This is a genomic window from Microbacterium sp. W4I20, from assembly GCF_030816505.1.
GTDB lineage: Bacteria > Actinomycetota > Actinomycetes > Actinomycetales > Microbacteriaceae > Microbacterium.
In genome coordinates this window covers 1,318,634-1,341,191 of sequence record NZ_JAUSYB010000001.1, presented here as the reverse complement: position 1 = coordinate 1,341,191, position 22,558 = coordinate 1,318,634, and the positions used below count along the sequence as shown (strand labels likewise).

Annotated in this window: 23 protein-coding genes; 17 read left to right on the top strand and 6 right to left on the bottom strand. The window is 68.7% G+C overall.

Annotation, left to right across the window (positions count from 1 at the left end):
- The first annotated feature begins 4 nt into the window (after nt 1–4).
- Both QFZ21_RS06485 and QFZ21_RS06480 read left to right on the top strand, forming a co-directional pair.
- Nucleotides 5–1,144, top strand: a complete 1,140-nt coding sequence (locus tag QFZ21_RS06485; protein ID WP_307375656.1) for a hypothetical protein — start codon at nt 5–7, stop codon at nt 1,142–1,144.
- Entirely contained in the window at nt 1,110–2,321 is a 1,212-nt protein-coding gene (locus QFZ21_RS06480; RefSeq protein WP_307375653.1) for a hypothetical protein, read from the top strand. The genes QFZ21_RS06485 and QFZ21_RS06480 overlap by 35 nt, the downstream gene beginning before the upstream one ends.
- 25 nt (nt 2,322–2,346) lie before the next feature.
- On the opposite strand, the gene QFZ21_RS06475 is transcribed toward QFZ21_RS06480, so the two are convergent.
- Entirely contained in the window at nt 2,347–3,549 is a 1,203-nt protein-coding gene (locus tag QFZ21_RS06475) for an SAM-dependent methyltransferase (protein WP_373426041.1), read from the bottom strand.
- 165 nt (nt 3,550–3,714) lie between these two features.
- Between QFZ21_RS06475 and groES the strand changes: the two genes are divergently transcribed.
- The 3 genes from groES (at nt 3,715) to QFZ21_RS06460 (ending at nt 6,532) form a co-directional block, all read left to right on the top strand.
- The gene (groES, locus tag QFZ21_RS06470; RefSeq protein WP_046012430.1) at nt 3,715–4,011 is read left to right on the top strand and encodes a co-chaperone GroES; all 297 of its coding nucleotides are present in this window, start codon (nt 3,715–3,717) and stop codon (nt 4,009–4,011) included.
- Nucleotides 4,012–4,195: 184 nt separating this feature from the next.
- A complete protein-coding gene (gene rarD, locus QFZ21_RS06465; RefSeq protein WP_307375646.1) occupies nt 4,196–5,131 on the top strand; it encodes an EamA family transporter RarD in 936 nt (311 codons plus the stop codon).
- Nucleotides 5,132–5,275: 144 nt separating this feature from the next.
- Nucleotides 5,276–6,532 (top strand): ABC transporter substrate-binding protein, encoded by a 1,257-nt coding sequence (locus tag QFZ21_RS06460; RefSeq protein WP_307375643.1) that lies wholly within the window; start codon nt 5,276–5,278, stop codon nt 6,530–6,532.
- A 129-nt stretch (nt 6,533–6,661) separates the two neighbouring features.
- On the opposite strand, the gene QFZ21_RS06455 is transcribed toward QFZ21_RS06460, so the two are convergent.
- The 4 genes from QFZ21_RS06455 to QFZ21_RS06440 are packed head-to-tail and all read right to left on the bottom strand — an operon-like array spanning nt 6,662 to nt 10,675.
- Nucleotides 6,662–7,429 (bottom strand): ABC transporter ATP-binding protein, encoded by a 768-nt coding sequence (locus QFZ21_RS06455; protein ID WP_307375640.1) that lies wholly within the window; start codon nt 7,427–7,429, stop codon nt 6,662–6,664.
- On the bottom strand, nt 7,426–8,418 hold the full coding sequence (locus tag QFZ21_RS06450; protein WP_307375638.1) for an ABC transporter ATP-binding protein: 993 nt from the start codon (nt 8,416–8,418) through the stop codon (nt 7,426–7,428). The genes QFZ21_RS06455 and QFZ21_RS06450 overlap by 4 nt, the downstream gene beginning before the upstream one ends.
- Nucleotides 8,408–9,385, bottom strand: coding sequence for a branched-chain amino acid ABC transporter permease (locus QFZ21_RS06445; protein ID WP_307375635.1), 978 nt, complete (start codon nt 9,383–9,385; stop codon nt 8,408–8,410). Before QFZ21_RS06445 ends, QFZ21_RS06450 begins: the two co-directional genes overlap by 11 nt.
- A 3-nt stretch (nt 9,386–9,388) precedes the next feature.
- On the bottom strand, nt 9,389–10,675 hold the full coding sequence (locus QFZ21_RS06440; RefSeq protein ID WP_307381247.1) for a branched-chain amino acid ABC transporter permease: 1,287 nt from the start codon (nt 10,673–10,675) through the stop codon (nt 9,389–9,391).
- A 314-nt stretch (nt 10,676–10,989) separates the two neighbouring features.
- Here QFZ21_RS06440 and guaB point away from each other — a divergent pair, with 314 nt between their 5' ends.
- Nucleotides 10,990–12,492, top strand: a complete 1,503-nt coding sequence (gene guaB / locus QFZ21_RS06435; protein ID WP_307375632.1) for an IMP dehydrogenase — start codon at nt 10,990–10,992, stop codon at nt 12,490–12,492.
- Between the two features lie 69 nt (nt 12,493–12,561).
- On the opposite strand, the gene QFZ21_RS06430 is transcribed toward guaB, so the two are convergent.
- Nucleotides 12,562–12,978: a DUF4190 domain-containing protein gene (locus tag QFZ21_RS06430; RefSeq protein ID WP_307375629.1), complete on the bottom strand. Its 417-nt coding sequence runs from the start codon at nt 12,976–12,978 to the stop codon at nt 12,562–12,564.
- A gap of 142 nt (nt 12,979–13,120) precedes the next feature.
- Here QFZ21_RS06430 and QFZ21_RS06425 point away from each other — a divergent pair, with 142 nt between their 5' ends.
- The 11 genes from QFZ21_RS06425 (at nt 13,121) to QFZ21_RS06375 (ending at nt 22,543) form a co-directional block, all read left to right on the top strand.
- Entirely contained in the window at nt 13,121–13,435 is a 315-nt protein-coding gene (locus tag QFZ21_RS06425) for a DUF2277 domain-containing protein (RefSeq protein WP_307375626.1), read from the top strand.
- Between the two features lie 169 nt (nt 13,436–13,604).
- Nucleotides 13,605–14,648, top strand: a complete 1,044-nt coding sequence (locus QFZ21_RS06420; RefSeq protein WP_307375624.1) for a response regulator — start codon at nt 13,605–13,607, stop codon at nt 14,646–14,648.
- Nucleotides 14,648–15,637, top strand: coding sequence for an ATP-grasp domain-containing protein (locus tag QFZ21_RS06415; RefSeq protein ID WP_307375622.1), 990 nt, complete (start codon nt 14,648–14,650; stop codon nt 15,635–15,637). The genes QFZ21_RS06420 and QFZ21_RS06415 overlap by 1 nt, the downstream gene beginning before the upstream one ends.
- Nucleotides 15,634–16,347 (top strand): PHP domain-containing protein, encoded by a 714-nt coding sequence (locus QFZ21_RS06410; protein ID WP_307375621.1) that lies wholly within the window; start codon nt 15,634–15,636, stop codon nt 16,345–16,347. Before QFZ21_RS06415 ends, QFZ21_RS06410 begins: the two co-directional genes overlap by 4 nt.
- Nucleotides 16,347–17,834 (top strand): glycosyltransferase, encoded by a 1,488-nt coding sequence (locus QFZ21_RS06405; protein ID WP_307375619.1) that lies wholly within the window; start codon nt 16,347–16,349, stop codon nt 17,832–17,834. Before QFZ21_RS06410 ends, QFZ21_RS06405 begins: the two co-directional genes overlap by 1 nt.
- Nucleotides 17,831–17,974, top strand: coding sequence for a hypothetical protein (locus QFZ21_RS06400; protein ID WP_307375617.1), 144 nt, complete (start codon nt 17,831–17,833; stop codon nt 17,972–17,974). Before QFZ21_RS06405 ends, QFZ21_RS06400 begins: the two co-directional genes overlap by 4 nt.
- Nucleotides 17,971–18,318, top strand: coding sequence for a response regulator (locus tag QFZ21_RS06395; protein ID WP_307375615.1), 348 nt, complete (start codon nt 17,971–17,973; stop codon nt 18,316–18,318). The genes QFZ21_RS06400 and QFZ21_RS06395 overlap by 4 nt, the downstream gene beginning before the upstream one ends.
- Nucleotides 18,315–20,105, top strand: coding sequence for an ATP-binding protein (locus QFZ21_RS06390; RefSeq protein WP_307375613.1), 1,791 nt, complete (start codon nt 18,315–18,317; stop codon nt 20,103–20,105). Before QFZ21_RS06395 ends, QFZ21_RS06390 begins: the two co-directional genes overlap by 4 nt.
- A gap of 64 nt (nt 20,106–20,169) precedes the next feature.
- Nucleotides 20,170–20,418: an AbrB/MazE/SpoVT family DNA-binding domain-containing protein gene (locus tag QFZ21_RS06385; RefSeq protein WP_307375611.1), complete on the top strand. Its 249-nt coding sequence runs from the start codon at nt 20,170–20,172 to the stop codon at nt 20,416–20,418.
- On the top strand, nt 20,415–20,780 hold the full coding sequence (locus QFZ21_RS06380) for a type II toxin-antitoxin system VapC family toxin (RefSeq protein ID WP_307375610.1): 366 nt from the start codon (nt 20,415–20,417) through the stop codon (nt 20,778–20,780). The genes QFZ21_RS06385 and QFZ21_RS06380 overlap by 4 nt, the downstream gene beginning before the upstream one ends.
- A 74-nt stretch (nt 20,781–20,854) precedes the next feature.
- Nucleotides 20,855–22,543 (top strand): ABC-F family ATP-binding cassette domain-containing protein, encoded by a 1,689-nt coding sequence (locus QFZ21_RS06375; protein WP_307375608.1) that lies wholly within the window; start codon nt 20,855–20,857, stop codon nt 22,541–22,543.
- The last annotated feature ends 15 nt before the right edge of the window (nt 22,544–22,558 follow it).

Below are 22,558 nucleotides of genomic sequence, written 5' to 3'. Positions count from 1 at the left end.
TCGGATGCTGAGCGCCGAGGAAGTCGCCGAGCTGAGAGCACTGCAGGAGCGCGCGTACGGGCGCGAGGCCGATCTGACAGCGGCCGATGCCGCCCGGCTGCGCGAGCTCGAGACGCACCGCGCTGCGAGGCCGGTCGCCGCTGCATGGGAGCCTGAGCCCGTCGCGACCGGAGTTCCTGCGGCTTCCGAGTCGTCGGTGTCGGAGGCTGCCGAGTCCTGGCTTGCTGAGCCTCTCGAAGAACAGGGCCCGTGGATGGGCTCGGGAGCCCGTAGTGGCGTGTTCGCGGAGCCGCCGTCGACCAACGCCGCAGCCCAGCCTGTCGCCGGGGCGACGAATCTCACCCTGGTGCGGGCGCACTGGCGGCCGGTCGCCCTCGCGATGGTGGTCCTGCTCGCGGTGGGGGTGGTCGCGGGCTGGGCGCTGTTCGGCCGACCGGCAGGCGCGGCCGTCGCCCTGACCCCGGAGCAGCAGGAGTGGCAGAACGCCCTCCTTGTCGAAGGGAAGTACGACGCCGGGTCGATCCGCGCGGTCGCCGTCGAGGAGGGCGTGGTCGTCTGGACGGCGACGAAGGGCGAGCGCAAGCTCACCTGCCTCATCCTCGGTGACGGGGAGACCACCGCGCCGACGTGTCAGCCCGCCGACGCCGTCACCGACGCGGGGATGGCGGGATCGTTGGTCATCGACGAGGGGGGCGAACCCGGACAGCCGGTGCGAGAGGTGAGTGCTTCGCTGATGATCACCGCATCCGGCGAGCCCGCCGTAGTCGTCAACTCGTATGAGTACGACGAGGCCGGCATGATGACCTATGCCACCGAAGAGGAGACGCTGATCGCGAAGCGCCTCGCCGACGAAGGGCTGAACCCGGGGTCGATCTGGGTGGTCGGCTACGACGGCGACGTGCCGATCTGGACCGGAACGATGCTCGACACGAACCGGCAGTGCCTGATCTACGACGGCTCCTCCGATCCGATCGAGATGAGCTGCGACGACAGCCAGCTGCTGCAGGAGCAGGGGACGAGTCTGGTGCTCGAGCACGTCGATGACGACGGCGGGAAGACGACCCTCGAGCTGTCCCCGAACTACGGTCCGACGTTCCTGGTGATCACGCGTGAGCGAGGTGAGCTCGGTGCCGGGGGAGACTGACCGCGACGAGTTGCGCGCGCTGCAGCGGAAGGCGTACGGGCGCGAGGGCGGGCTGACGGATGCCGAATCCGCGCGGCTGCGAGAACTCGAAGCCGCGGTGCGCGAGGTGCCCGGCGTTGCTCGTGAGACCTCGCCCGCCGTCGATGGCGGCCCGGTGGACTCGGTTCCGGGGGTCGCGGACGCCGGAGCATCTGAGCAAGGCCCTTCGGCGAAGCCCGAGGCGCCGAGACCGTCGATTATCGAGGAGATCACGCCCGGTTCTGAGGCTCGGACCATGGAAGCCCCGCCCCGGGTGTCCCGCCGTCGCCGGTGGTGGGTGATCGCTGCGGCATCCGCTCTCCTGCTGGCGATCGGCGTGGGTGCGGGGTGGGCGGTCTTCGGTCAGCGCCCGGAGATCGTCTCGCTGACCCCGCAGCAGCAGGAGCGACGTCTCGAGCTCTCCGCGGACGGGAAGTTCGACGAAGGGTCGCTGCGGGCGATCGGCCAGGACGAGGATGCACTCGTCTGGTTCGCGACCCGGAGCGACGGCGCACAGGAATGCCTGGTGATCGACATCGCCCAGGCTTCGTCTCAGGCGTGTCAGGACGCCGACGACACGAAGGCCTTCGGCCTCTCCGCCTCGGTGATGGTGCCGCCGAACGCGGGAAGCGATGCCGAATCCGGGGTGCCGCCGGGGTCCAGCGTGAACGCGACGATGATGCTGTCGACGACGGGGGAGCCCCTGGTCTCCATCCAGCGGTGGTCTTCCGACCTCGCGATGATCAGTCAGTTCGAGGGGGCGGAGCGCGATCGTGCGAGGGAGCTCGTCGAGCAGGGGTTCGACGCCGGGCTGCTGGTCGTCGGCGACTTCCAGAGCCAACCGGTCTGGCTGGGCACCCGCTTCGCCGAAGGCGACGACTTCATCGAGTACTGCATGATCGTCGACGGTGCCGACGGGCGGACGGCGTGCAGCTCGGACTTCGACGCCGCAGGACGGGGGGTGTCGACCGACATCGACGGAACGGTCGACGGGATGCCGACGACATGGAACCTGCGAATCCAGAACGCCCGCCACCAGACGCCGTACCTCACCATCGCGCAGTCGGTCTCCTTCCTGAATCCGGGGGAGCGGATGGAGCTGGGTGGTGAGCACGGAGACCCGATCGAAGTGACGATCCCGAACGAACCCGAGGGCTGACCGCTGCCCAGCCGGCCTTCGCCGCTCACACCGCGGCGGACACCCGATCGGCGAGGATAGCCCGGCGCTGATCGCCGATGCGGGCCAGGATCAGGGTCGCCTCCTGGTCGCCGCGCAGCACCAGCTTCTTCCGGAACGCCGCGGGGTCGATGTCGACACCGCGCTTCTTGATCTCCAGCCGCCCGATGTCGTTCGCCTTCAGCGCCGCACTGATCGCCTTGGGATTCGCCGGCATCGTCTCGCGCACCCGGAACGACTGCACGAACGGGCTCGTCACCGCGGCATCCGAGGTCAGATACGCGATGTGCTGGTCGAGCATGCCGGCGTCGAGGCTTCGCGCGACGTCTCCGATCAGACGCGCACGGATCACGGCGCCGTCCGGCTCGTGCAGGAATGCTCCGAGCTCGCGCACCGGGGCATCGACGGAATCGGCATCTGCGGTGAGTTCGTGCGAGCGCTCGCCGCGGATCACCAGAGCGGAGCGCCGTACGCCCGGTCGTGCGAGCGAACCGGTCCAGACCACCAGTTCGACGACGCTGCCGTCGGCACTCACCCACTGGGCCTCGGCATCGGCGGGGAGGGAGTCTCGATCATGCGCGGGACCGAGCTTGATGCCGGTCGGCGTGCGGGCGGCGACGTCGAAGACCCACTCCAGCGACGGGGAGTAGTCGTCGGCCGCGACGCGACGGGTCTCGCTATGCCCGGCGGTGCGGCGGGCCGGATCCATCCACACGGCTCCGGCCGCAGGCCGGGAGCCGTCGAGGGCGGCCTCCGCCGTCTCGTGGCGCACGACGGCGCTGTCGCCGAACGGAGCCAGGTTGTACGCGGCGATCGCCGCGGTGACCTCGTCGGCGTCGACGGCGAGCACGTCCAGGCCCGACCCGGCGAAGGCCAGTGCGTCTCCGCCGATCCCGCAGCCGAGATCGGAGACGTGCGTGAATCCGGCGCTGCGGATCCGCTGCGCATGCCGTGCCGCGACACCGAGTCGCGTCGCCTGCTCGAGTCCCGCGCGGGTGAAGAGCATCCGGGCGCCGAAAGGTCCGAACTTCGCGGCCGCTCTGGCGCGCAGCCGGGCCTGACCGACGACGGCGGAGACGAGATCGGGGGAGTGCCCCGCGGCGCGCAGCCGCGACACGGCGCGGGCGACCTCGGCGGTCGACTCGATCGTCCCCACCTCGTCGAGCAGCTCGAGCCCGGCGGGGGTGAGCAGGGCCTGCAGCTCGGACATCTCCACGTCCCCAGCCTAATGACCGCTCGGGCTGGACCATGCGGCGCGCTGCGTTGGCACTCGCATTGCATGAGTGCCAGCCGAGCGCTTAGACTGGATTAGCACTCTCGGGTTGAGAGTGCGAACAAGTCTTTCGTGTCAGTGTCAAGAAAGAAGAGGTAGACCGTGTCGGTTTCCATCAAGCCGCTCGAAGACCGCATCGTCATCCAGCAGGTCGAGGCCGAGCAGACCACCGCGAGTGGCCTGGTCATCCCCGACACCGCCAAGGAGAAGCCCCAGGAGGGCGAGGTCATCGCCGTCGGCCCCGGTCGCATCGATGACAACGGCAACCGCGTCCCGATCGACGTCGCCGTGGGCGACCGCGTCCTGTACAGCAAGTACGGCGGCACCGAGGTGAAGTTCGGCGCAGACGAGTACCTCGTCCTGTCGGCTCGCGACGTGCTGGCTGTCGTCGTCCGCTGAGAAGCTGAAGCCGGTTCCTGAGCCCGTCGAAGGGCAGGGACCTCGGTTCCGCAGAAGAGGCCCGGATGCCACGGCATCCGGGCCTCTTCTGCGTCTCCGCCACTCACCATCGGTTTCCTGCCAACGTCGGCCCGGACGCCGCTCTGCGGCGCTGACGAGGCGGGCAGCAGCATAGGGTTGTGCGGTGACCCCCGACACGACGCCCCGCGCCGCCCGAACAGCCGGAGTCGCATACGCCGGGTCCGCGTACCTCCTCTGGGGAGTCCTCCCGCTGTACTTCCTCCTCCTGGTGCCCACCGGGCCGTGGGAGGTCGTCGCGTGGCGTGTGCTGCTCTCGCTGGTCTTCTGCCTGCTCCTGCTCACGGTCACCCGCGGGTGGGCGGCTTTCCGCGTAATCGTGCGACAACCGCGGCTGCTCGGGTGGACCGCCCTCGCCGGGCTCCTCATCTACGTCAACTGGCAGGTGTTCGTCATCGGCGCTCTCGCCGATCGTGTGGTGGAGACGAGCCTCGGCTACTTCATCAACCCGATCACCACGGTGCTTCTCGGCGTCTTCGTGCTCAAGGAGCGCATCCGTCGTCTGCAGTGGGCGGCGATCGCCATCGCGGCCGCCGCAGTCGTCGTGATCGTCGTCGCGTACCAGGAGTTCCCGTGGATCGCGGTGACCCTCACGGCGTCCTTCGGCCTCTACGGGCTCATCAAGAAGAAGATCGGCCCCGCGGTCGACGCGGTCAGCGGCCTGACCCTCGAGTCGTTCTGGCTGATCCCGATCGCGGTGGTACAGCTGGTCATCGTGGCCCAGACGCCGGCCGGGATCACGATGGGAGCGAACGGCTGGGGCCACGCCGTCATGCTCGCGCTCGCCGGCGTGGTCACAGCCGTCCCGTTGCTGCTGTTCGCCGCGGGCACCCGCCGCGTGAATCTCACGGTGATCGGCATGCTCCAGTTCGTCACGCCCGTGATGCAGTTCATCATCGGGGTCGCGGTCCTGCACGAGCCGATGCCTCCGGAACGGTGGGCCGGATTCATCATCGTGTGGATCGCGATCATCGTCTTCGTCGTCGACCTGCTCCTCGCCGCACGTCGAGGGCGACGGGACCACCGGGCCGAGCCGGTCTGAGTCCGCGCCTCACCCGGGGCGGAACTCGGTGCCGGATCGTTAACGCACCGAGATACTTGCGACCTCTCAGCGCGTACGCCACGCCATAGTGTTAGAGCACTCGACCGTGGTCACAATCCACGTTCTGTCACGCAAGGGAGCATCATGAACGTACTGAAGGGTTCGCGCTCAGCGAAGGTCTTCGCGGGGATCGCGCTGCTCAGCGCATCCGCCATCGTCCTCGCCGGCTGCGCAGGCACGCCGGAATCCACCCCGTCCGAAGGAGGGGGAGACAAGCCGGCCGCCGACCTGACGCTCAAGCTCGGTTCGCTGCTGCCCGCCACCGGGTCGCTCTCGTTCCTCGGCGCGCCGATGGAAGCGGGCGTCCAGCTCGCGGTCAACCAGATCAACGAGGCCGACGCCGGTGTCACGATCGACCTCACCACCGCCGACGAGGGCGACCTCGACAACAAGGCGTACGAGACGTCGATCACCAACCTGCAGAACGCCGGCATCACCGCCATGGTCGGAGCCGCGTCCTCGAGCGTCACCAAGCTGATCCTCGACGGCAACGCCGGCGCCGGCATCCTCACGGTGTCGCCGTCGAACACGTCGCCGGACTTCACGGGCATCAACCCGCTGTACTTCCGCACGGCGCCGAGCGACAACCTTCAGGGTGAGGTGCTCGGCAACCAGATCGCCGAAGACGGTCACAAGACCCTCGGCATCATCTACCAGAACGACCCCTACGGCACGGGCCTGTTCGAGGCCATCAAGGCCACGTTCGAGAGCACCGGCGGCGAGGTCGTCGAGGCGGTCTCCTACAACCAGGGTGACGGTCAGTTCAACGCGCAGGTGCAGTCGATCGCTGCAGCCAAGCCCGACGCCGTGGCCGTGGTCTCCTACGACCAGTTCGCGACCATCGCACCGCTGCTCGGCAACGCCGGACTCGACACCGGTTCGCTGTACCTCGTCGACGGCAACCTGAAGGACTGGGGCGCCGACGTCTCGGTCAGCCTCGAGGGCTCGAAGGGAACCCGCGCCGGCGCTGAGCTGCCGCAGGACTTCCTCGACCAGCTCAACGAGGTCTGGACCGCCGAGGGCAACGACCCCATCGACGCCGTGACCTACTCGGCTGAGGCATACGACGCCGTCATCCTGATGGCGCTGTCTGCTCTGCAGGCCGGCTCCGTCGAGGGCGCCGACATGGCCGAGCAGATGGGCGCGGTCTCCGGCGGCAGTGGCGACGGCGAGAAGTGCAAGACGTTCGAAGAGTGCGCCGAGATCATCAACGGCGGCGGCAAGGCCGACTACGACGGCCTCTCCGGCGAGATCACGTTCGATGAGAACAACGACCCGAAGGGCGCCGCGATCGGCGTCTACGAGTTCGACGCGGACAACGTGACGACGCGCCTCAAGTAAGACACGCAGCAAGAAAGGCCCCGGACGATCGCCCGGGGCCTTTCTGCTGCCTCCTGACTGCCGCACCGGCCGCGCAGCGCCGGACATGCAGAAGGGGGATGCCGCGCGGCATCCCCCTTCTGAAACGGCTCAGGCGGCGTCTGTGCCGAGCGTGCCGAGGTAGAGGCCGATGACCTTCGGATCGTTGAGCAGATCGCGTCCCGAGCCCTCGTATGCGTCCTTGCCCTGATCGAGCACATACCCGCGGTCGCAGATCTGCAGGCAGCGGCGGGCGTTCTGCTCGACCATGATGGTCGTCACACCCGCCTTGTTGATGTCGGAGACGCGGATGAACGCATCGTCCTGGCGCACGGGGGAGAGACCCGCCGACGGCTCGTCGAGCAGCAGCACGGCGGGGTCCATCATCAGCGCGCGCGACATGGCGACCATCTGCCGCTCACCGCCGGAGAGCGATCCGGCGCGCTGCTTCAGCCGCTTGCCGAGCTCGCCGAAGATCCCGCTCACGAACTCCAGGCGCTCGGCGTAGATCTTGGGGTTCTGGTAGAGCCCCATCTGCAGGTTCTCCTCGATGGTGAGCGAGGGGAAGACGTTGTTGGTCTGCGGCACGAAGGCGACACCGCGCTTGACGAGCTTGTCGGCCTTGAGCCCGAGGATGCTCTCGCCGTTGACGGTGACGTCGCCCGAGCGGATGTTGACCATGCCGAAGATGGCCTTGAGCAGCGTGGACTTGCCCGCGCCGTTCGGGCCGATGATGCCGATCAGCTCGCCCTTGTGCGCGATGAGGTTCGCCCCGTTGAGGATGTTCACGCCCGGCAGGTATCCGGCGTGCACGTCCTTCAGCTCGACGATGACGTCGTCGTTCTTGATCTCGTTCCGGACCGGCGTCGGATCGGTCATGCCTTCTTCTCCTCAGCGTCTTCGACGGACTCCTCGGCCTCGACCTCGGCTTCGACCTGCTCGCGGAACTTCGCGGCGTCGACATCCGAGATCACCGGGAGGCGACCGGTCACGGCACCCAGGTCCACGTCCTGGTGCGCGCCCAGGTAGGCATCGACGACGGCGGGGTCCTCCATGACCTTGTCCGGCGGGCCTTCGGCGACGACGCGGCCTTCGGCCATGACGACCACCCAGTCGGCGATGTGGCGCACCATGTGCATGTCGTGCTCGACGAACAGCACCGTCATGCCCAGATCCTTGAGGTCGAGGATGTGCTCCAGCAGCGACTGCGTCAGGGCCGGGTTGACCCCGGCCATCGGCTCGTCGAGCATCACGAGCGTCGGGTTGCTCATCAGCGCCCGCGCCATCTCGAGGAGCTTGCGCTGTCCGCCCGAGAGCGACGCGGCGAAGTCCTGCTCCTTCGCGTCGAGCTTGAAGCGGGTGAGCAGCTCGTGGGCGCGCTGCTCGATCTCGGCATCCTGCTTGCGCCACAGGAACGGGAAGAGCCCGGCCCAGAAGCCCTCGCCGCGCTGGCCCGGTGCACCGAGCTTCATGTTCTCGATCACGGTCAGCAGCGACAGGGACTTCGTGAGCTGGAACGTGCGCACCTGCCCCATCCGTGCCACCTTGAAGGAGGGGATGCCGGAGAGGTTCGTGCCGTCGAAAGACCAGGTGCCGCTGTTGGGCTTGTCGAATCCACACAGCAGGTTGAACAGCGTCGTCTTGCCGGCCCCGTTCGGGCCGATCAGCGCGGTGATCGCGCCGCGCGGGATCTCGAGGTGGTCGACGTCGACGGCCGTGAGCCCGCCGAAGCGCCGCTGCACGGCGTCGACCACGAGGATCGGATCGACCTTCGCGACGCCGGGCGCGGACGGACCGGTGGTGAGACCCGTGGTCTTGGCGCGGGGCGTGCTCTTCGCGGATGCGACCGCGTCGTTGTCACCGGACAAAAGTCATCTCCCTCTTGTTTCCGAGGATGCCCTGAGGGCGGAACACGACGATCAGCATCAGGACGACTCCGATGAGGATGTACCGCACCACGTCGGCCTGTGCGCCCGTCATGGGCAGATAGCCGGCGTTCGCCATCGCCGGGAGGAGCGCACCGAGGAAGGCGAACACCACCCAGAACAGCAGGGCGCCGAGCGTGGGACCGAAGACGGTCGCCGCGCCGCCGAGGAGCAGGATCGTCCACAGGAAGAACGTGAGCGACGTGGAGTAGCTGCCGGGGATGACCGCCGACGGGAGCACGAACACGATGCCGCCGAGGGCACCGATCACGCCGCCGACGACGAGCGCCTGCATCTTGTACGCGAAGACGTTCTTGCCGAGCGAGCGCACGGCGTCCTCGTCCTCGCGGATGCCCTTCAGCACGCGGCCCCAGGGGCTGCGCATGAGCGCCCAGACCACCAGGACCGAGAGCGCGAGCACGAGCAGGCCGAAGACGCGCACCCACAGATCGTTCGCGTTGTAGGTCCACGGGCCGAACCCGTAGGTGCCAGGGGGGAACGGGTTCGCGTCGCGGAAGCTCTGGTGGTATCCGGAGAGGCCGCCGGCGGAGTTCGTCACGTCGCCGAACAGTTCGGTGACGAAGAGCAGGCGCACCACTTCCGCGGTCGCGATGGTCGCGATGGCGAGATAGTCGGCGCGCAGACGCAGGGTCGGGATGCCGAGGATCAGCGCGAACGCCGCGCCGCCCAGGACGCCGACGAGGACGCCCGCCCACCAGGGGAACCCGAAGGTGAGGATCGAGATCGCGTAGCCGTAGCTGCCGATCGCCATGAAGGCCGCCATGCCGAAGTTGAGCAGACCCGTGTAGCCGAAGTGCACGGCGAGGCCGGTCGCCGCGAGGGCGTAGGCGATCGTCGTCGGGCTGAAGAGGTAGGAGGCGGTGTTGCCGAAGATGCTGCCGAAGTCCATGCGTCAGCCCAACCTTTCCTTGCGGCCGAGGATGCCCTGGGGTCGCACCAGCAGGATCACGATCAGTGCGACCAGTGCCGTGGCGTACTTGAGGTCGGAGGGGACTCCGAGCAGGGTCGACACCTCGACGGCCATGCCGACGATGATCGATCCGATGAGGGCGCCGATCGCCGATCCGAGACCGCCGAGCGTGATCGCGCAGAACATCAGCAGCAGCATCTGCATGCCCATGTCCCACTTCACACCCGGGCGGAAGTATGCCCAGAGGATGCCGGAGACCGCGGCGAGGACGCCGGCGAGGATCCAGACCGTGCGGACGACCTTGTCGACGTCGATGCCGGATGCCGCAGCGAGCTGCGGGTTGTCGGAGATCGCGCGAGTCGCTTTGCCGGTGCGGGTCCTGGTGAGGAAGAAGGCGACCCCGAGGATCACGATGATGCTCGTGCCCATCCCGATCAGGTCGATGTACGACAGCGAGATCGGTCCGAACCTGATCGGCTCAGGACTCGCGCCGGGAAGCTGATACGTGTTGCCGCCGATGATGTACTGCAGGCCGTAGCGGAGTGCGAGCGAGAGGCCGATGCTGACGATCATGAGCTGCACGATGCCGAGCCCTCGTCGACGCAGCGGCTTCCAGATACCGGCGTCGAGCGCCCAGCCGAGTGCCGCACCGCCGATCACTGCGGCGATGATGCCCAACCAGAGTGGCAGCTGCCAGAAGGTGGTGAACAGCAGGGTCACCACGGCGCCCCACGTCACCATCTCGCCGTGCGCGAAGTTCGACAGCCGTGTGGTGCCGTAGATGAGCGCGGCGCCCATGGAGGCGAGGCCCAGGAGGAGGCCGAAGTTCAGCCCGCCGACCATGCGCGAGAGCAGCTGGTCGATGAACGAGACGGTGATCCGCTCACCCGCACCCAGGAAGAAGTTGACGATCTTCGTGCCGGTGAGGCCGAACTCGAGCTCGAACGACGCGGTCGTGCCGGCGAGGGGCTGCGTACCCTCGGGGAGCTGGGAGGCATCGACGATGACGCCCTCGGGAAGGGTCGACTCGTCCACCGTGAGGGTGTACTTCTCCTTCTCGGGCACATACAGGCGCCATTTGCCCTCGGCATCCGTCTCGGTCTCGGCCTCGAAGCCGTTGCCGTCGATGGTCATCACGACGCCCTCGACCGGCTCGTCCTGGAATGTGACGACGCCCGCGAAGTAGAAGTCCGTGACCTCCTGCCCGTCGTCCGTCGTCTCGGCCGACGCCGATGAGGGAGGCAGGATGACGAGCGCTGTGAGCGCCATGAGAATGCCGAGGAGAGCGACGACCCAAGGGTGCCTTCGCTGGACGGCGATCGATGTGGGTCCCACGCAACCTCCACTGTGAGTGCTGCGCTGCGGCATCGGGTGTGAACCGCAGCGATGGACGACGAGTTTGAGCGTAGTGCGCGTTTCGGGATTCACCTACATCGGCGGCCCTACGCGGGGAATGAGGGCCGTTCGGGGAATGTTCTCGGGCCCGACTCGCTTAGAATCCTCATACGGGTTTCCGGCCCGCTGCGGCCGACGTCGTCCCCACTCGCACTCGGATTCGCGCGACTCGCGCAGGAGGAGCTTCCATGGACCAGCACGATCCCTTCGGCTTCGTCGGACTGACGTACGATGACGTGCTGCTCCTCCCGGGGCACACCGACGTCATCCCGAGTGAGGCGGACACGTCTTCCCGCATCACGCGGCGCATCTCGGTCGCCACTCCGCTGCTGTCGAGCGCGATGGACACCGTCACCGAGTCGCGCATGGCGATCGCGATGGCCCGCGAGGGTGGCATCGGCATCCTGCACCGCAACCTCTCGATAGCCGACCAGGCCGCGCACGTCGACCGCGTCAAGCGCAGCGAATCCGGCATGATCACCGACCCGATCACGACCACGGCCGACGCCACCGTCGAAGAGGTCGACGCGCTGTGCGCGAAGTACCGCATCTCGGGTCTTCCCGTGGTCGACGACGAGGGCAAGCTCGTCGGCATCATCACCAACCGCGACATGCGCTTCGTCTCGGGCTTCGAGCGGCAGACCACGTTCGTGAAGGACGTGATGACGGTCGAGAACCTGGTCACCGCGCCGGTCGGCGTCGCCGCCGGTGAGGTCATCGCCCTCTTCGCCAAGCACCGTGTCGAGAAGCTGCCGCTCATCGACGACGACGGCAAGCTCGCCGGGCTCATCACCATCAAGGACTTCGACAAGAGCGAGAAGTACCCGCTCGCCACCAAGGACGACCAGGGGCGTTTGCGCGTCGGCGCGGCCATCGGCTTCTTCGGCGACGCCTGGGAGCGTGCCGAGGCGCTGCGCGACGCCGGAGTCGACGTGCTGGTCGTCGACACCGCCAACGGTCAGTCGCAGGGCGTCATCGACCTGGTGCGCCGGCTCAAGGCTGAGGAGTCGTTCGAGCACATCGACATCATCGGCGGCAACGTCGCGACCCGTGAGGGCGCCCAAGCGCTGATCGACGCGGGTGTGGACGCCGTCAAGGTCGGTGTCGGTCCCGGGTCGATCTGCACCACGCGCGTCGTGGCGGGTGTCGGCGTGCCGCAGGTCACGGCCGTGTACGAGGCCTCGCTCGCCGCGCGTCCCGCCGGCGTGCCGGTCATCGCCGACGGCGGTCTGCAGTACTCGGGAGACATCGCCAAGGCGCTGGTCGCCGGCGCTGATGCCGTGATGCTCGGGTCGCTCCTCGCCGGTACCGACGAGTCGCCGGGCGAGATCGTCTTCCAGTCCGGCAAGCAGTTCAAGCAGTACCGGGGCATGGGGTCGCTCGGCGCCATGCAGACCCGGGGCAAGCAGACGTCGTACTCGAAGGACCGCTACTTCCAGGCCGACGTGCCCAGCGACGACAAGCTGATCCCCGAGGGCATCGAGGGCCAGGTGCCGTACCGCGGTCCGCTCTCCGCCGTGGCCTACCAGCTGGTCGGCGGTCTGCGGCAGTCGATGTTCTACGTCGGCGCGCGCACGATTGAGGAGCTCAAGACCCGCGGCAAGTTCGTGCGCATCACCTCGGCGGGGCTGAAGGAGTCGCACCCGCACGACGTGCAGATCGTCGTCGAGGCGCCGAACTACAAGAAGTAGCTCGCGATTCGCAGAGAAGGGACCGGATGCCGCGGCATCCGGTCCCTTCTTCGTTCTGCGGGAGCGCGGTCAGGAACCGCAGCGGTAGGTGACGCCGTCGACCTCCCAGACGCCGGCGCCGAGCTCCGCGCACATCGCGAAGAGGCCCGCGAAGACGGTCACGAGCAGGATGATCACGATGGTCCAGATGATGGTGACGATCGCTCCGACGATGATGCCGGCGATGGCGATGCCCTTCGGCGCGCCGGCCTTGCCGAGCTTGACGGCCGCGACGATGCTGAGGATCAGGCCGACGGGCGACACCAGGAACGCGAGCACGAGCCCGACGATCGCCAGTGTGCGTCCGGGAGGGGCGGGCGGCGCCGACGGGTACGCAGGTCCGGCGGAGGTGTATGGCGCGGGATGGTTTGCCGCAGGGCCGCCCGAGGGGGCGTCGGTGGAGGGCGGAGGCGCGTACGGGGAATCGGGGGGCTGGGGATCGGTCATCGTGTCTCCTGTTCACAGCGACAGCGGATGCTGCCGGGGGCTGCTGGTAGCCCGAGCGTAGCGAGCCGCCGAGAGGTCGCACCATCCCGTTCACCCATCGGCCCTCTTCCGTCCGGCGGCGGCCCGGCGTAGCGTGCCGGTCATGTGTCGAAACATCGTCCCGCTGAACAACCTCGAGCCCGCCGCCACCGACGAGGAATGCCACGACGCCGCGCTGCAGTTCGTGCGCAAGATCTCGGGGACCAACGCGCCTTCCCGAGCGAATCAGGCCGTCTTCGACCGCGCGATCGCGGAGATCGCGCGGTCGACGCGCCAGCTGCTCGATGACCTCGTCACGACGGCTCCGCCGAAGAACCGCCAGGCGGAGGCGGCCAAGTGGCAGGCCCGTTCGGCCGAGCGCTACGAGGCGATCCGGGTCTACCAGCAGGAGAAGCGCGCGACCCGCGCCTCGTCGTAGGACCGCGGCGCGCGGATCGCCGCACCTGGGTGTGGCGGCTCACGCCCCCGCTTATGCCAGACTCGACATACCCCGCTCGACTTTCCCTGCGGCCTCGGTGAATGAAGGCACCGAGACCGCGCCGCCGATCTCCCCATCGGCCGGGAACATCCCCAAGGAGAGCCTCTTGATGGCTGAGGAGACCCCTCGCGTTCTGGTCGTCGACGACGATCCCGATGTCGCGCTGCTCGTGAAGACGGTGCTGGAGCGCCGAGCCGGCTGCATCGTCGAAGTCGCCTCGGACGGCCAGGCCGCGATCGAGCGGGTGGCCGCGATGCGACCCGACGTCGTCGTCACCGACATCGAGATGCCCGGACTCAGCGGGCTGGAGCTGCTCGCGGAGTTGCGCCGCACCGTTCCGAGCGTCCCGGTGATCGTGATGACCGCGCACGTCTCGGTCGAGTACGCCGTCTCCGCGTTGCGCGCGCAGGCCGACGAGTTCCTCACCAAGCCGCTCGACAACGCGAAGCTGGTCGAGGCCGTCACCCGGCTCGTCGAAGAAGGCCGGCGCCGTCGTGAAGAGGGCCGTCCGAAGGAAAGGGTGCTGGCGATCGGTGCACATCCGGACGACGTCGAGATCGGCGTCGGGGGACTGCTCGCGGCCCATGCGCAGGGCGGCGATGAGATCACGATCCTCACCCTGTCTCGCGGAGCTCGTGGCGGCGATGCCGACAGCCGGCAGGGCGAATCGCTCGCGGCAGCCGACATGCTCGGCGCACGACTGTTCGTCAAGGATCTCGTGGACACCGAGATCTCCGGCGGCGGTGCGACCGTTCGTCTGATCGAGGAGGTCGTGCGCGAGATCGAGCCGACCATCGTCTACACCCACTCGAGTCACGATCGGCACCAGGACCACCGGGCCGTGAGCGAGGCGACGATCGTGGCCACGCGCCGAGTCGGCACCGTCGCGTGCTACCAGAGCCCCTCGGCGACGATCGACTTCCGCCCCACGCGCTTCGTCCGCATCGACCAATATCTCGAGCAGAAGCTTCAGCTCCTCGAGCGCTTCCGCTCGCAGACGGCGAGCCGGGACTACCTCGAGCCCGGCTTCGTCACCGCCACCGCACGGTACTGGTCCCGCTTCGGCGGCGGCATGGCCGTGGAGCCGCTGGAGGTGGTGCGCGAGACGGCGGAGTTCGTCGGCGCCCACGAACTCACGAGAAGAGAGAGCTGATGACGAAGCGAGTGCTGGTGACCGGTGCGGGTGGCCCCGCCGGAGTCGCCGTGATCCGGTCGCTGCTCGGCCGCGACGACCTGACCGTGTTCGCCGCCGACATGGACGGCTGGGCGAGCGGCATCTACCTGGTCCCGCCGGCGCAGCGACGCCTCGTGCCGCCCGGCAGGGACGAGGACTTCGTGCCCGCCATCGCCCGGATGGTCGAAGAGGACGCGCTGGATCTCGTGATCTCGACGGTCGACGTCGAGCTCATCGCCCTCGCGGATCGCCGGGAAGAACTGGCTCCCGCGGTGCTGGCCGCGCCCTCTGCGGACACGCTGAACACCGCGCTCGACAAGATGGCGCTCGCCGAGCGCTGCGCGGCCACCGGCCGCACCCCGCGCACCGTCCTCGCCGGACCCGACGCCGAAGCCGTCGACTGGGAGTTCCCCGTCTTCGCCAAGCCCCGGCAGGGCGCCGGCAGTCGCGGCATCCGCATGGTCCCCGATCGGGCGGCGCTCGAGGCGCTGCCGACCGACGAAGGACTCATCGTGCAGGATTTCCTGCCCGGCGAGGAGTACTCCGTCGACGTCATCGCGGATGCCGCGGGCCACGTCGTGGCTGCCGTGCCGCGCACGCGCGCCAGAGTCGACTCGGGTGTGGCCATCGCCGGGCAGACCGTCCGCGATCCCGAGCTCGAGGACACGGCGGCGGCGATCGCCCGGGCTATCGGGCTCGTCGGTGTCGCGAACGTGCAGCTCCGCCGCGATCGCACCGGTCGCGCCGTGCTGCTCGAGGTCAATCCGCGATTCCCCGGTGCGCTCCCGCTCACGATCGCGGCGGGCGTCGACATCCCCTCGCTCGTCGCCGACCTCTTCCTGGGTCGCGAGCTGCCCGCGTCGGTCCCGTTCCGGGAGGTCGCCTCGGTGCGGTTCCTGGAGGACGTGATCGTGGAGGTCGAGGATCTGCTCGTCTCCGATCACGCGGGGCATCAGGAGGAACTGTGAGCCATCCGGCTCTGCGCGGGGATCACCACGTGCACTCCACGTTCTCGGACGATGCCGTGTCGACCCTCGAGGAGAACGTCGCCGCAGCCGCGGCCGCCGGGCTCTCGACCGTGCGCCTCGTCGATCATGTGCGGACCAGCACCGCCTGGGTTCCGGAGTACCTCGCCGCCGTCCGTGCGCTTGTCGTGCCGGATGGATTGACCGTGCTGAGCGGAGTCGAGGCGAAGATCCTCGATTCCTCGGGCACGCTGGACATCCCCGTTCTTCCCACCGGCATCGACCGGATCCTGATCGCCGATCACCAGTTTCCGGGGGTCGACGGCCCGCTCGGACCGACGGCGGTGCGCGAGCGGATCGCCGAGGGCTGGGCGCACGATGACGTCCTCGACCAGCTGGTCGAAGCGCTGATCGCGTCGATGCAGCGCTACCCCGGGAACCAGCTCGCGCACTGCTTCTCGATCCTCCCGAAGATCGGCCTGTCCGAGGACGACCTCGGCGACGAGCGCATCGACACCTGGGCGCGCGCGGCGGCGGCGACCGACACGCTCGTCGAGGTGAACGAGAAGTGGGGCTGCCCCGGCATCCGCTCCCTTGCCGCGCTGCGCCGAGCGGGCGCGGGGATCGTCGCATCGACCGACAGCCACCTGGCCTCGGACGTCGGACGGTACACGCGGGTGACGGCGCTGCTTCAGGAGGGGGAGGCGTCGTGATGGCCGATCTCACCTGGCTCGAGACGGCACTGGTCATCTTCCTGCTGCTGTGCGTCTTCATCGGCACGCTGCCGGTGATCAACACCGGTCTGCAGTTCCTGATGCTCCCAGTGCACGCGTTCCGCAACCACTACCCGAAGGCGGCGCCGTACCACCCGAACATCGCCGTCGTGATCCCGGCGTGGAACGAGGGGCTCGTGATCGGACCGGCCATCGAGCGGCTGCTGCAGCTCGAGTACCCGGCCGAGCGGCTGCGGATCTTCGTCGTCGACGACGCCTCGACCGACGACACCCCCGACATCGTGACGGCCAAGGCAGCCGCGTATCCGGGTCGCGTCGTGCACCTCCGCCGCGACAAGGGCGGCGAGGGCAAGGCGCACACTCTGAACCACGGCCTCGACGTGATCCTCGCGGACGAGTGGGCCGAGGCGGTGCTCATCATGGATGCCGACGTGATCTTCGCCAGGGACTCCCTGCGCAAGCTCAGCCGGCATCTCGCCGACGAGAAGGTCGGCGCCGTCACGGCCTACATCGCCGAGGGCAGCCGGGACCGCAACTACCTCACGCGCTTCATCGCCATCGAGTACGTGATCGGGCAGCTCTCCGCCCGGCGCACCCAGAACGTCGGCGGTGCCATCGCGTGTCTCGCCGGCGGGGCGCAGCTGCACTCTCGCGCGAACCTCGAGGCGATCGGCGGGCGGATCCCCACCGGCACCCTCGCGGAAGACACCATGACGACGTTCGAGGGGCAGCTCAAGGGGCGGCGCATGGTCTTCGAGCCGCACGCGGTGGTGCTCGCCGAGGAGCCGCGCACCGTCGACAGTCTCTGGAAGCAGCGGCTGCGCTGGGCCCGCGGCAACGTGCAGCTCACCGCGATCTACCGCAAGCTGTGGTTCCGGCCGAGCCGCGACCACAACCTCGGCAGCATCCCGTTCGGTCTCGCGTGGTTCACGATCCTGCTGCTGCCCGCGTTCATGCTCCTGGCGGCGGCGGCGATGCTCGTGCTGCTGGTGCTGCACAGCGACATCGCGGAGTTCGTGTTCCGCTTCATGTGGATCTCGGCCGCCTGCATCTACCTGTTCTCGATGCTCTACGCGGTTCAGCTCGACCCGCGGATCGGTCGGCAGTCGTGGCGGGAGGCGATCATGTTCCCCGGACTCGGGGCCCTGATCCTGATGGCCTTCGCGCTGTTCCCCTGGCTGTTCGAGGGCGCTCTGACGCAGCTCGGGCTCCCGCTGACGGACGAGACGAGATTCTTCTGGGCGGTGGTCTTCTACCTCTGGGGGCCGATCTCGATGCTGGGCATCTGGCTCGCCCGCGCCGTGGAGCCCCTCCCCGGCGGGCGCTTCTTCGCGGGGCTCCTGCTCTACGTCTGCGGTTACGGATCGCTGCTCTGCGCCATCACCGTGGACTCGTACTTCAAGGAGTGGCGTCGCGCCGACGCCTCGTGGATCAAGACCGAGAAGATCGGACGGGTCGACTCATGACCGAAGCACCCTCGCAAGAAGCCGAGGTGGAGGAGGTCGCTGCGGATGCCCGTCGTGAACGCCGTCTCGTGCCGCAGGCGCTCCTCGCCCTGGGCGTCGTGATCGTGATCGTGGTCGTGCGAGAGCTGCTCCTCCGATGAGCGGGAGGCCGCTGGCCCTCGTCGTCGAAGACGCTGACGATCAGGTCGCGCTGCTCCGCCGCCACCTCGACCGTGCCGGCTTCGACGTGTTCGCCGTGGCCGATGCGGAATCCGCGATCTCCGCCTTCGCCGAGATCGAACCGGTGCTCGCGGTGATCGACCTGCTGCTCCCCGGGATCTCCGGGCAGGAGTGCGCGCGGCTCGTCCAGGAGCGCTTTCCCGGATGCTTCCTCGTCATCAGCTCTGTCCTCGATGCCGCCGACTACCCGCCCGCCGACGCCGCATTGCCGAAGCCGATCACCGGCGCGGACCTGCGCGCGATCCTCGACAGGATGCCGCGATGAGGGCCACGCCGCTGGATCGGGCCGAGAACCGCTGGTACCAGGTCTTCGACAACCCGAGCCCGCTGGTCAAGCAGGCGCCGACGTTCATCGCGGCCGTCGTCGCCGGGCTGCTGACCTGGCTCAACGCCGATCTGCCGTTCACCCACTTCGGCGCGGCGATCCTGGGTATCGCGATCGTCCTGGCGGCGACCGTGCAGGCCGGGGTACTGAGCGCTCGGCGGGTGCACGACGGCTGGATCGTGCTGCTCATCCCGATGATCGACATCGTCGGTCTCGGCCTCTTCCGCGCCGGAACCGGCGGGGCCGGTTCGCTCTTCTCCTCTCTGGTGCTGCTGCCGACCGTGTGGATCGCCGCCGCCCCCGGCATCCGCTATGTCTTCGTGGTCGGCGGTCTGACCTCGCTCGCGCTGCTCATGCCGTACTTCGCCGATCCGCCCAGCAGCTCCGTCGACTGGCTGCGCGGCGTGGTCGGGCCGCTCGTGTTCGCCGCCGTGGCGGCCGTCGTCAACGAGCTCTCGCGGCAGCAGCGCGTGCGCGCCGAACAGGCCGAGGAGCTGGTGACAGAGCGGACGGCCACGCTCGCCGACAATGTCAAGATGATCGTGCAGCTGCGGGAGAAGGAGCACCAGTTCCGCTCACTCGTCGAGTCGTACGAGGGCCTGTGGTCGTCGATCACCGCTCAGGCCGTCATCGCGACGGACCTGCGGGGCGTGGTCACGGCCTGGAATCCGGGAGCGGAAAGACTGCTCGGACTTACGGCGGCCGAGGCGACGCAGGACGTGCGTGTCGACCGGATCTTCTCGGAGACCTCCCTCACCGTGCTCGCGAGCGACTGCACGATCGAGCAGCGCGCCGATCACCCGTCCGAACTCCCTCCGGGGCTTCGGGCCCTGTTCGACGGCGCCGACGGCGATCAGAGCATCGAGCGCGACGTCGATGTCGTGACGGCCGGCGGCAGTTCGGTGCCGGCCAGAGTGACCGTCAGCCCGTATCGGGACGGCGCAGGACGACAGCAGGGGTACTTGCTGGTGGTCACCGACGAGAGCAAGGCCGTCGAGGTCGCACGCATGAAGGACGAGTTCGTCGGGATGATCTCGCACGAGCTGCGGACCCCGCTGAGCGCGATCATCGGGTTCCTCGATCTGCTCCAGCACGATCCGGGGCAGCCGCTCACCGCGGACCAGCAGGAGTTCGTCGGCATCATCGAGCGCAACGCCCAGCGACTGCTCAACCTCGTCGGCGACCTGCTCTTCACGGCCCAGGTCGAGTCGGGACGGTTCCCGCTGGACCGCTCGGACACCGACCTCGCCGAGCTGGTGCGCTCCGCCGTGGCATCGGCGGGACCGCACGCGCAGCGCGAGGGAATCACCCTCACCGCGGAGGTTCCGGAAGCCCCGCTGGGCCTGCTCGTCGACGCCGGGCGGATGGGTCAAGCACTCGACAACCTCCTCTCCAACGCGATCAAGTTCACACCGCGCGGAGGGAACGTCACCGCACGGCTCCGGACGGTCGACGGCGGCGTGGAGCTGTCGGTGCGCGACACGGGCGTCGGCATCCCGGAAGACGAGCAGAAGATGCTGTTCACCCGGTTCTTCCGCGCATCGACGGCGACCCGAAACGCCGTGCCCGGCGTCGGTCTGGGGCTGACCATCACCCGCGCGATCGTCCTCGCCCACGGCGGCACGATGGACGTGAGCAGCGAGGAGGGAGTGGGCACCGAGTTCCGGTTCGTCCTGCCGTCTGCTCCGCGGACCGAGGTGCTGCAGACGCTGAGTCGCGCCGAGTGAGATCCAGGGGGCTCTCACGATCCGCGGATGCCCACTCGTTTACCCTCAGTGGTACCGTTGATTCATGGATACCACTTTCGTAGCGCCGATGGGGGATCGGGGTCGTCTCGTCGTTCCCGCTGAACTCCGATCGCGGCAGCACTGGGACCAAGGGGTTCGGCTGCTCATGATCGAGACCGACGGCGGAGTCATACTGGTCACGCGCGAGCAGGCCAAGGCTCTGGTCCGGGCGCAACTTGACGGAAGCGATGCGCTCGCGGCGCTCCTCGCCGAACGTCGCGCCGCGGCGGAGGCCGAGGACACCGCCGCGTGATCGTCCTCGATGCCTCCGCGCTGCTCGCCTTCCTGCAGGGTGAGGCCGGCGCCGACCGAGTCGAGGAGGAGTTGGACGGAGCCATCGTCGGAACGGCGAACTGGTCGGAGGTCGCGCAGAAGGTCCAGGCGGCCGGCGCCGACTGGGGCGTCGCATCGGGTCTGCTCCTCAGCTACGACCTGTCGATCGAACCGTTGTCGCGGGAAGACGCCGAGACGGCGGCAGCGATGTGGCGTCGGGGCAGCGGTCTCTCGCTCGGCGATCGGCTGTGCCTGGCCTTGGCACAGCGCATCGAGGCGACGGTGCTCACGGCTGATCGGGCGTGGGGCGAGTCCGAGCACATCGTGCAGCTGCGTCCGTGACCGATTCGGTTGCGCAGCGCCGGGCCTGATAGCCTGGTCGGCTCGCTGTGCGGGCGGAAGGACGGCCACGCACCATGGGCTACATCGATGTCTCGGGAGTCTCGCTGACGCTCCCCGACGGCAGACCGCTTCTCGACGAGGCGACGTTCCGGGTCGGCGCAGGATCGACCAGTGCGCTGATCGGGCCGAACGGCGCCGGCAAGACGACGCTGCTGCGGATCATCCGGGGTGATCAGCCCGCCGACGACGGCGTGGTGACCATCGACGGCGGCCTCGGCGTCATGGACCAGTTCGTCGGTCACGGCGAACCGGGGCAGACCGTGCACGAGCTGCTGGTCCGCGTCGCCCCACTGCGCATCCGGATCGCGGCGGAAGCGCTCGAGGCCGCGGAGAACGCCCTCATCGCCGACGACGCGCACGATACGCAGATGGCCTACGCGTCCGCGCTCGCGGAATATGCGGATGCCGGCGGCTACGAGCACGAGACCGTGTGGGACCAGTGCACGGTGGCGGCGCTCGGCGTGCCGTTCGAGCGGGCGCGGTACCGCGAACTCACGACACTCTCGGGCGGCGAGCAGAAGCGCCTGGCACTCGAGGCGCTGCTCCGGGGACCGGACGAGGTGCTGCTGCTCGACGAGCCGGACAACTACCTCGACGTTCCGACCAAGCGCTGGCTCGAAGAGCAGTTACGGCAGACGCCCAAGACCGTGCTCCTCGTGTCGCACGATCGGGAGCTGCTCGCACGCGCCGTCGACCGGCTGATCACGGTCGAACCCGGTGCCGCCGGAGCCACGACCTGGGTGCACGGCGGCGGCTTCGCGACCTACCACCAGGCCCGCACCGACCGGATGGACCGGCTCGACGAGTTGCGCCGGCGGTGGGACGAGCAGCACGAGAAGCTGCGCACCTTGGTCGCGACCCTCAAGGTCAAGGCGTCCGCGAACGACGGCTTCGCCTCGCGCTACCAGGCGGCGCAGACGCGCCTGCGCAAGTTCGAGGAGGCCGGGCCGCCGGAAGAGCGTCCGCCCGCACAGGACTTCGACATGCGTCTGCGGGGCTCCCGCACGGGCAAACGGGCTGTCGTCGCGCAGCGCCTCGAGCTCACGGGGCTCATGAAGCCCTTCGACGCGGAGGTCTGGTACGGCGACCGTGTCGCGGTGCTGGGGTCCAACGGCTCCGGCAAGTCGCACTTCCTGAGGCTGCTGGCGCGCGGCGGCAGCGACCCCGACGCGACGCGGGGGCACGTCACCTCGACCGGCGAACAGCTCGCCGAGGTGGCGCACGCGGGAACGGCCACGCTGGGTGCGCGCGTCGTGCCCGGGCTCTTCGCGCAGACGCACGCGCATCCGGAGTTCGTCGGGCGCACTCTGCTCGAGATCCTGCACCGGGGTGACGATCGGCGCGCCGGGATGCCGCGGGATGCCGCGAGTTCAGCGCTCGATCGCTACGGCCTCGTGCGTCAGGCGCAGCAGACGTTCGAGTCGCTGTCGGGTGGGCAGCAGGCGCGATTCCAGGTGTTGCTGCTCGAACTCTCCGGGGCGACGCTGCTGCTGCTCGACGAGCCGACCGACAACCTCGACATCGAGTCGGCGGAGGCCCTCGAGGAGGCCCTCGCCCGTTTCGAGGGGACGGTCCTCGCGGTCACCCACGACCGCTGGTTCGCCCGATCGTTCGACCGGTTCCTCGTTTTCGGCTCCGACGGCGAGGTCTACGAGTCCGACGAGCCGGTATGGGACGAGCGGCGGGTGGCGCGTGCTCGCTGAGTCGCCGGAAGCCCG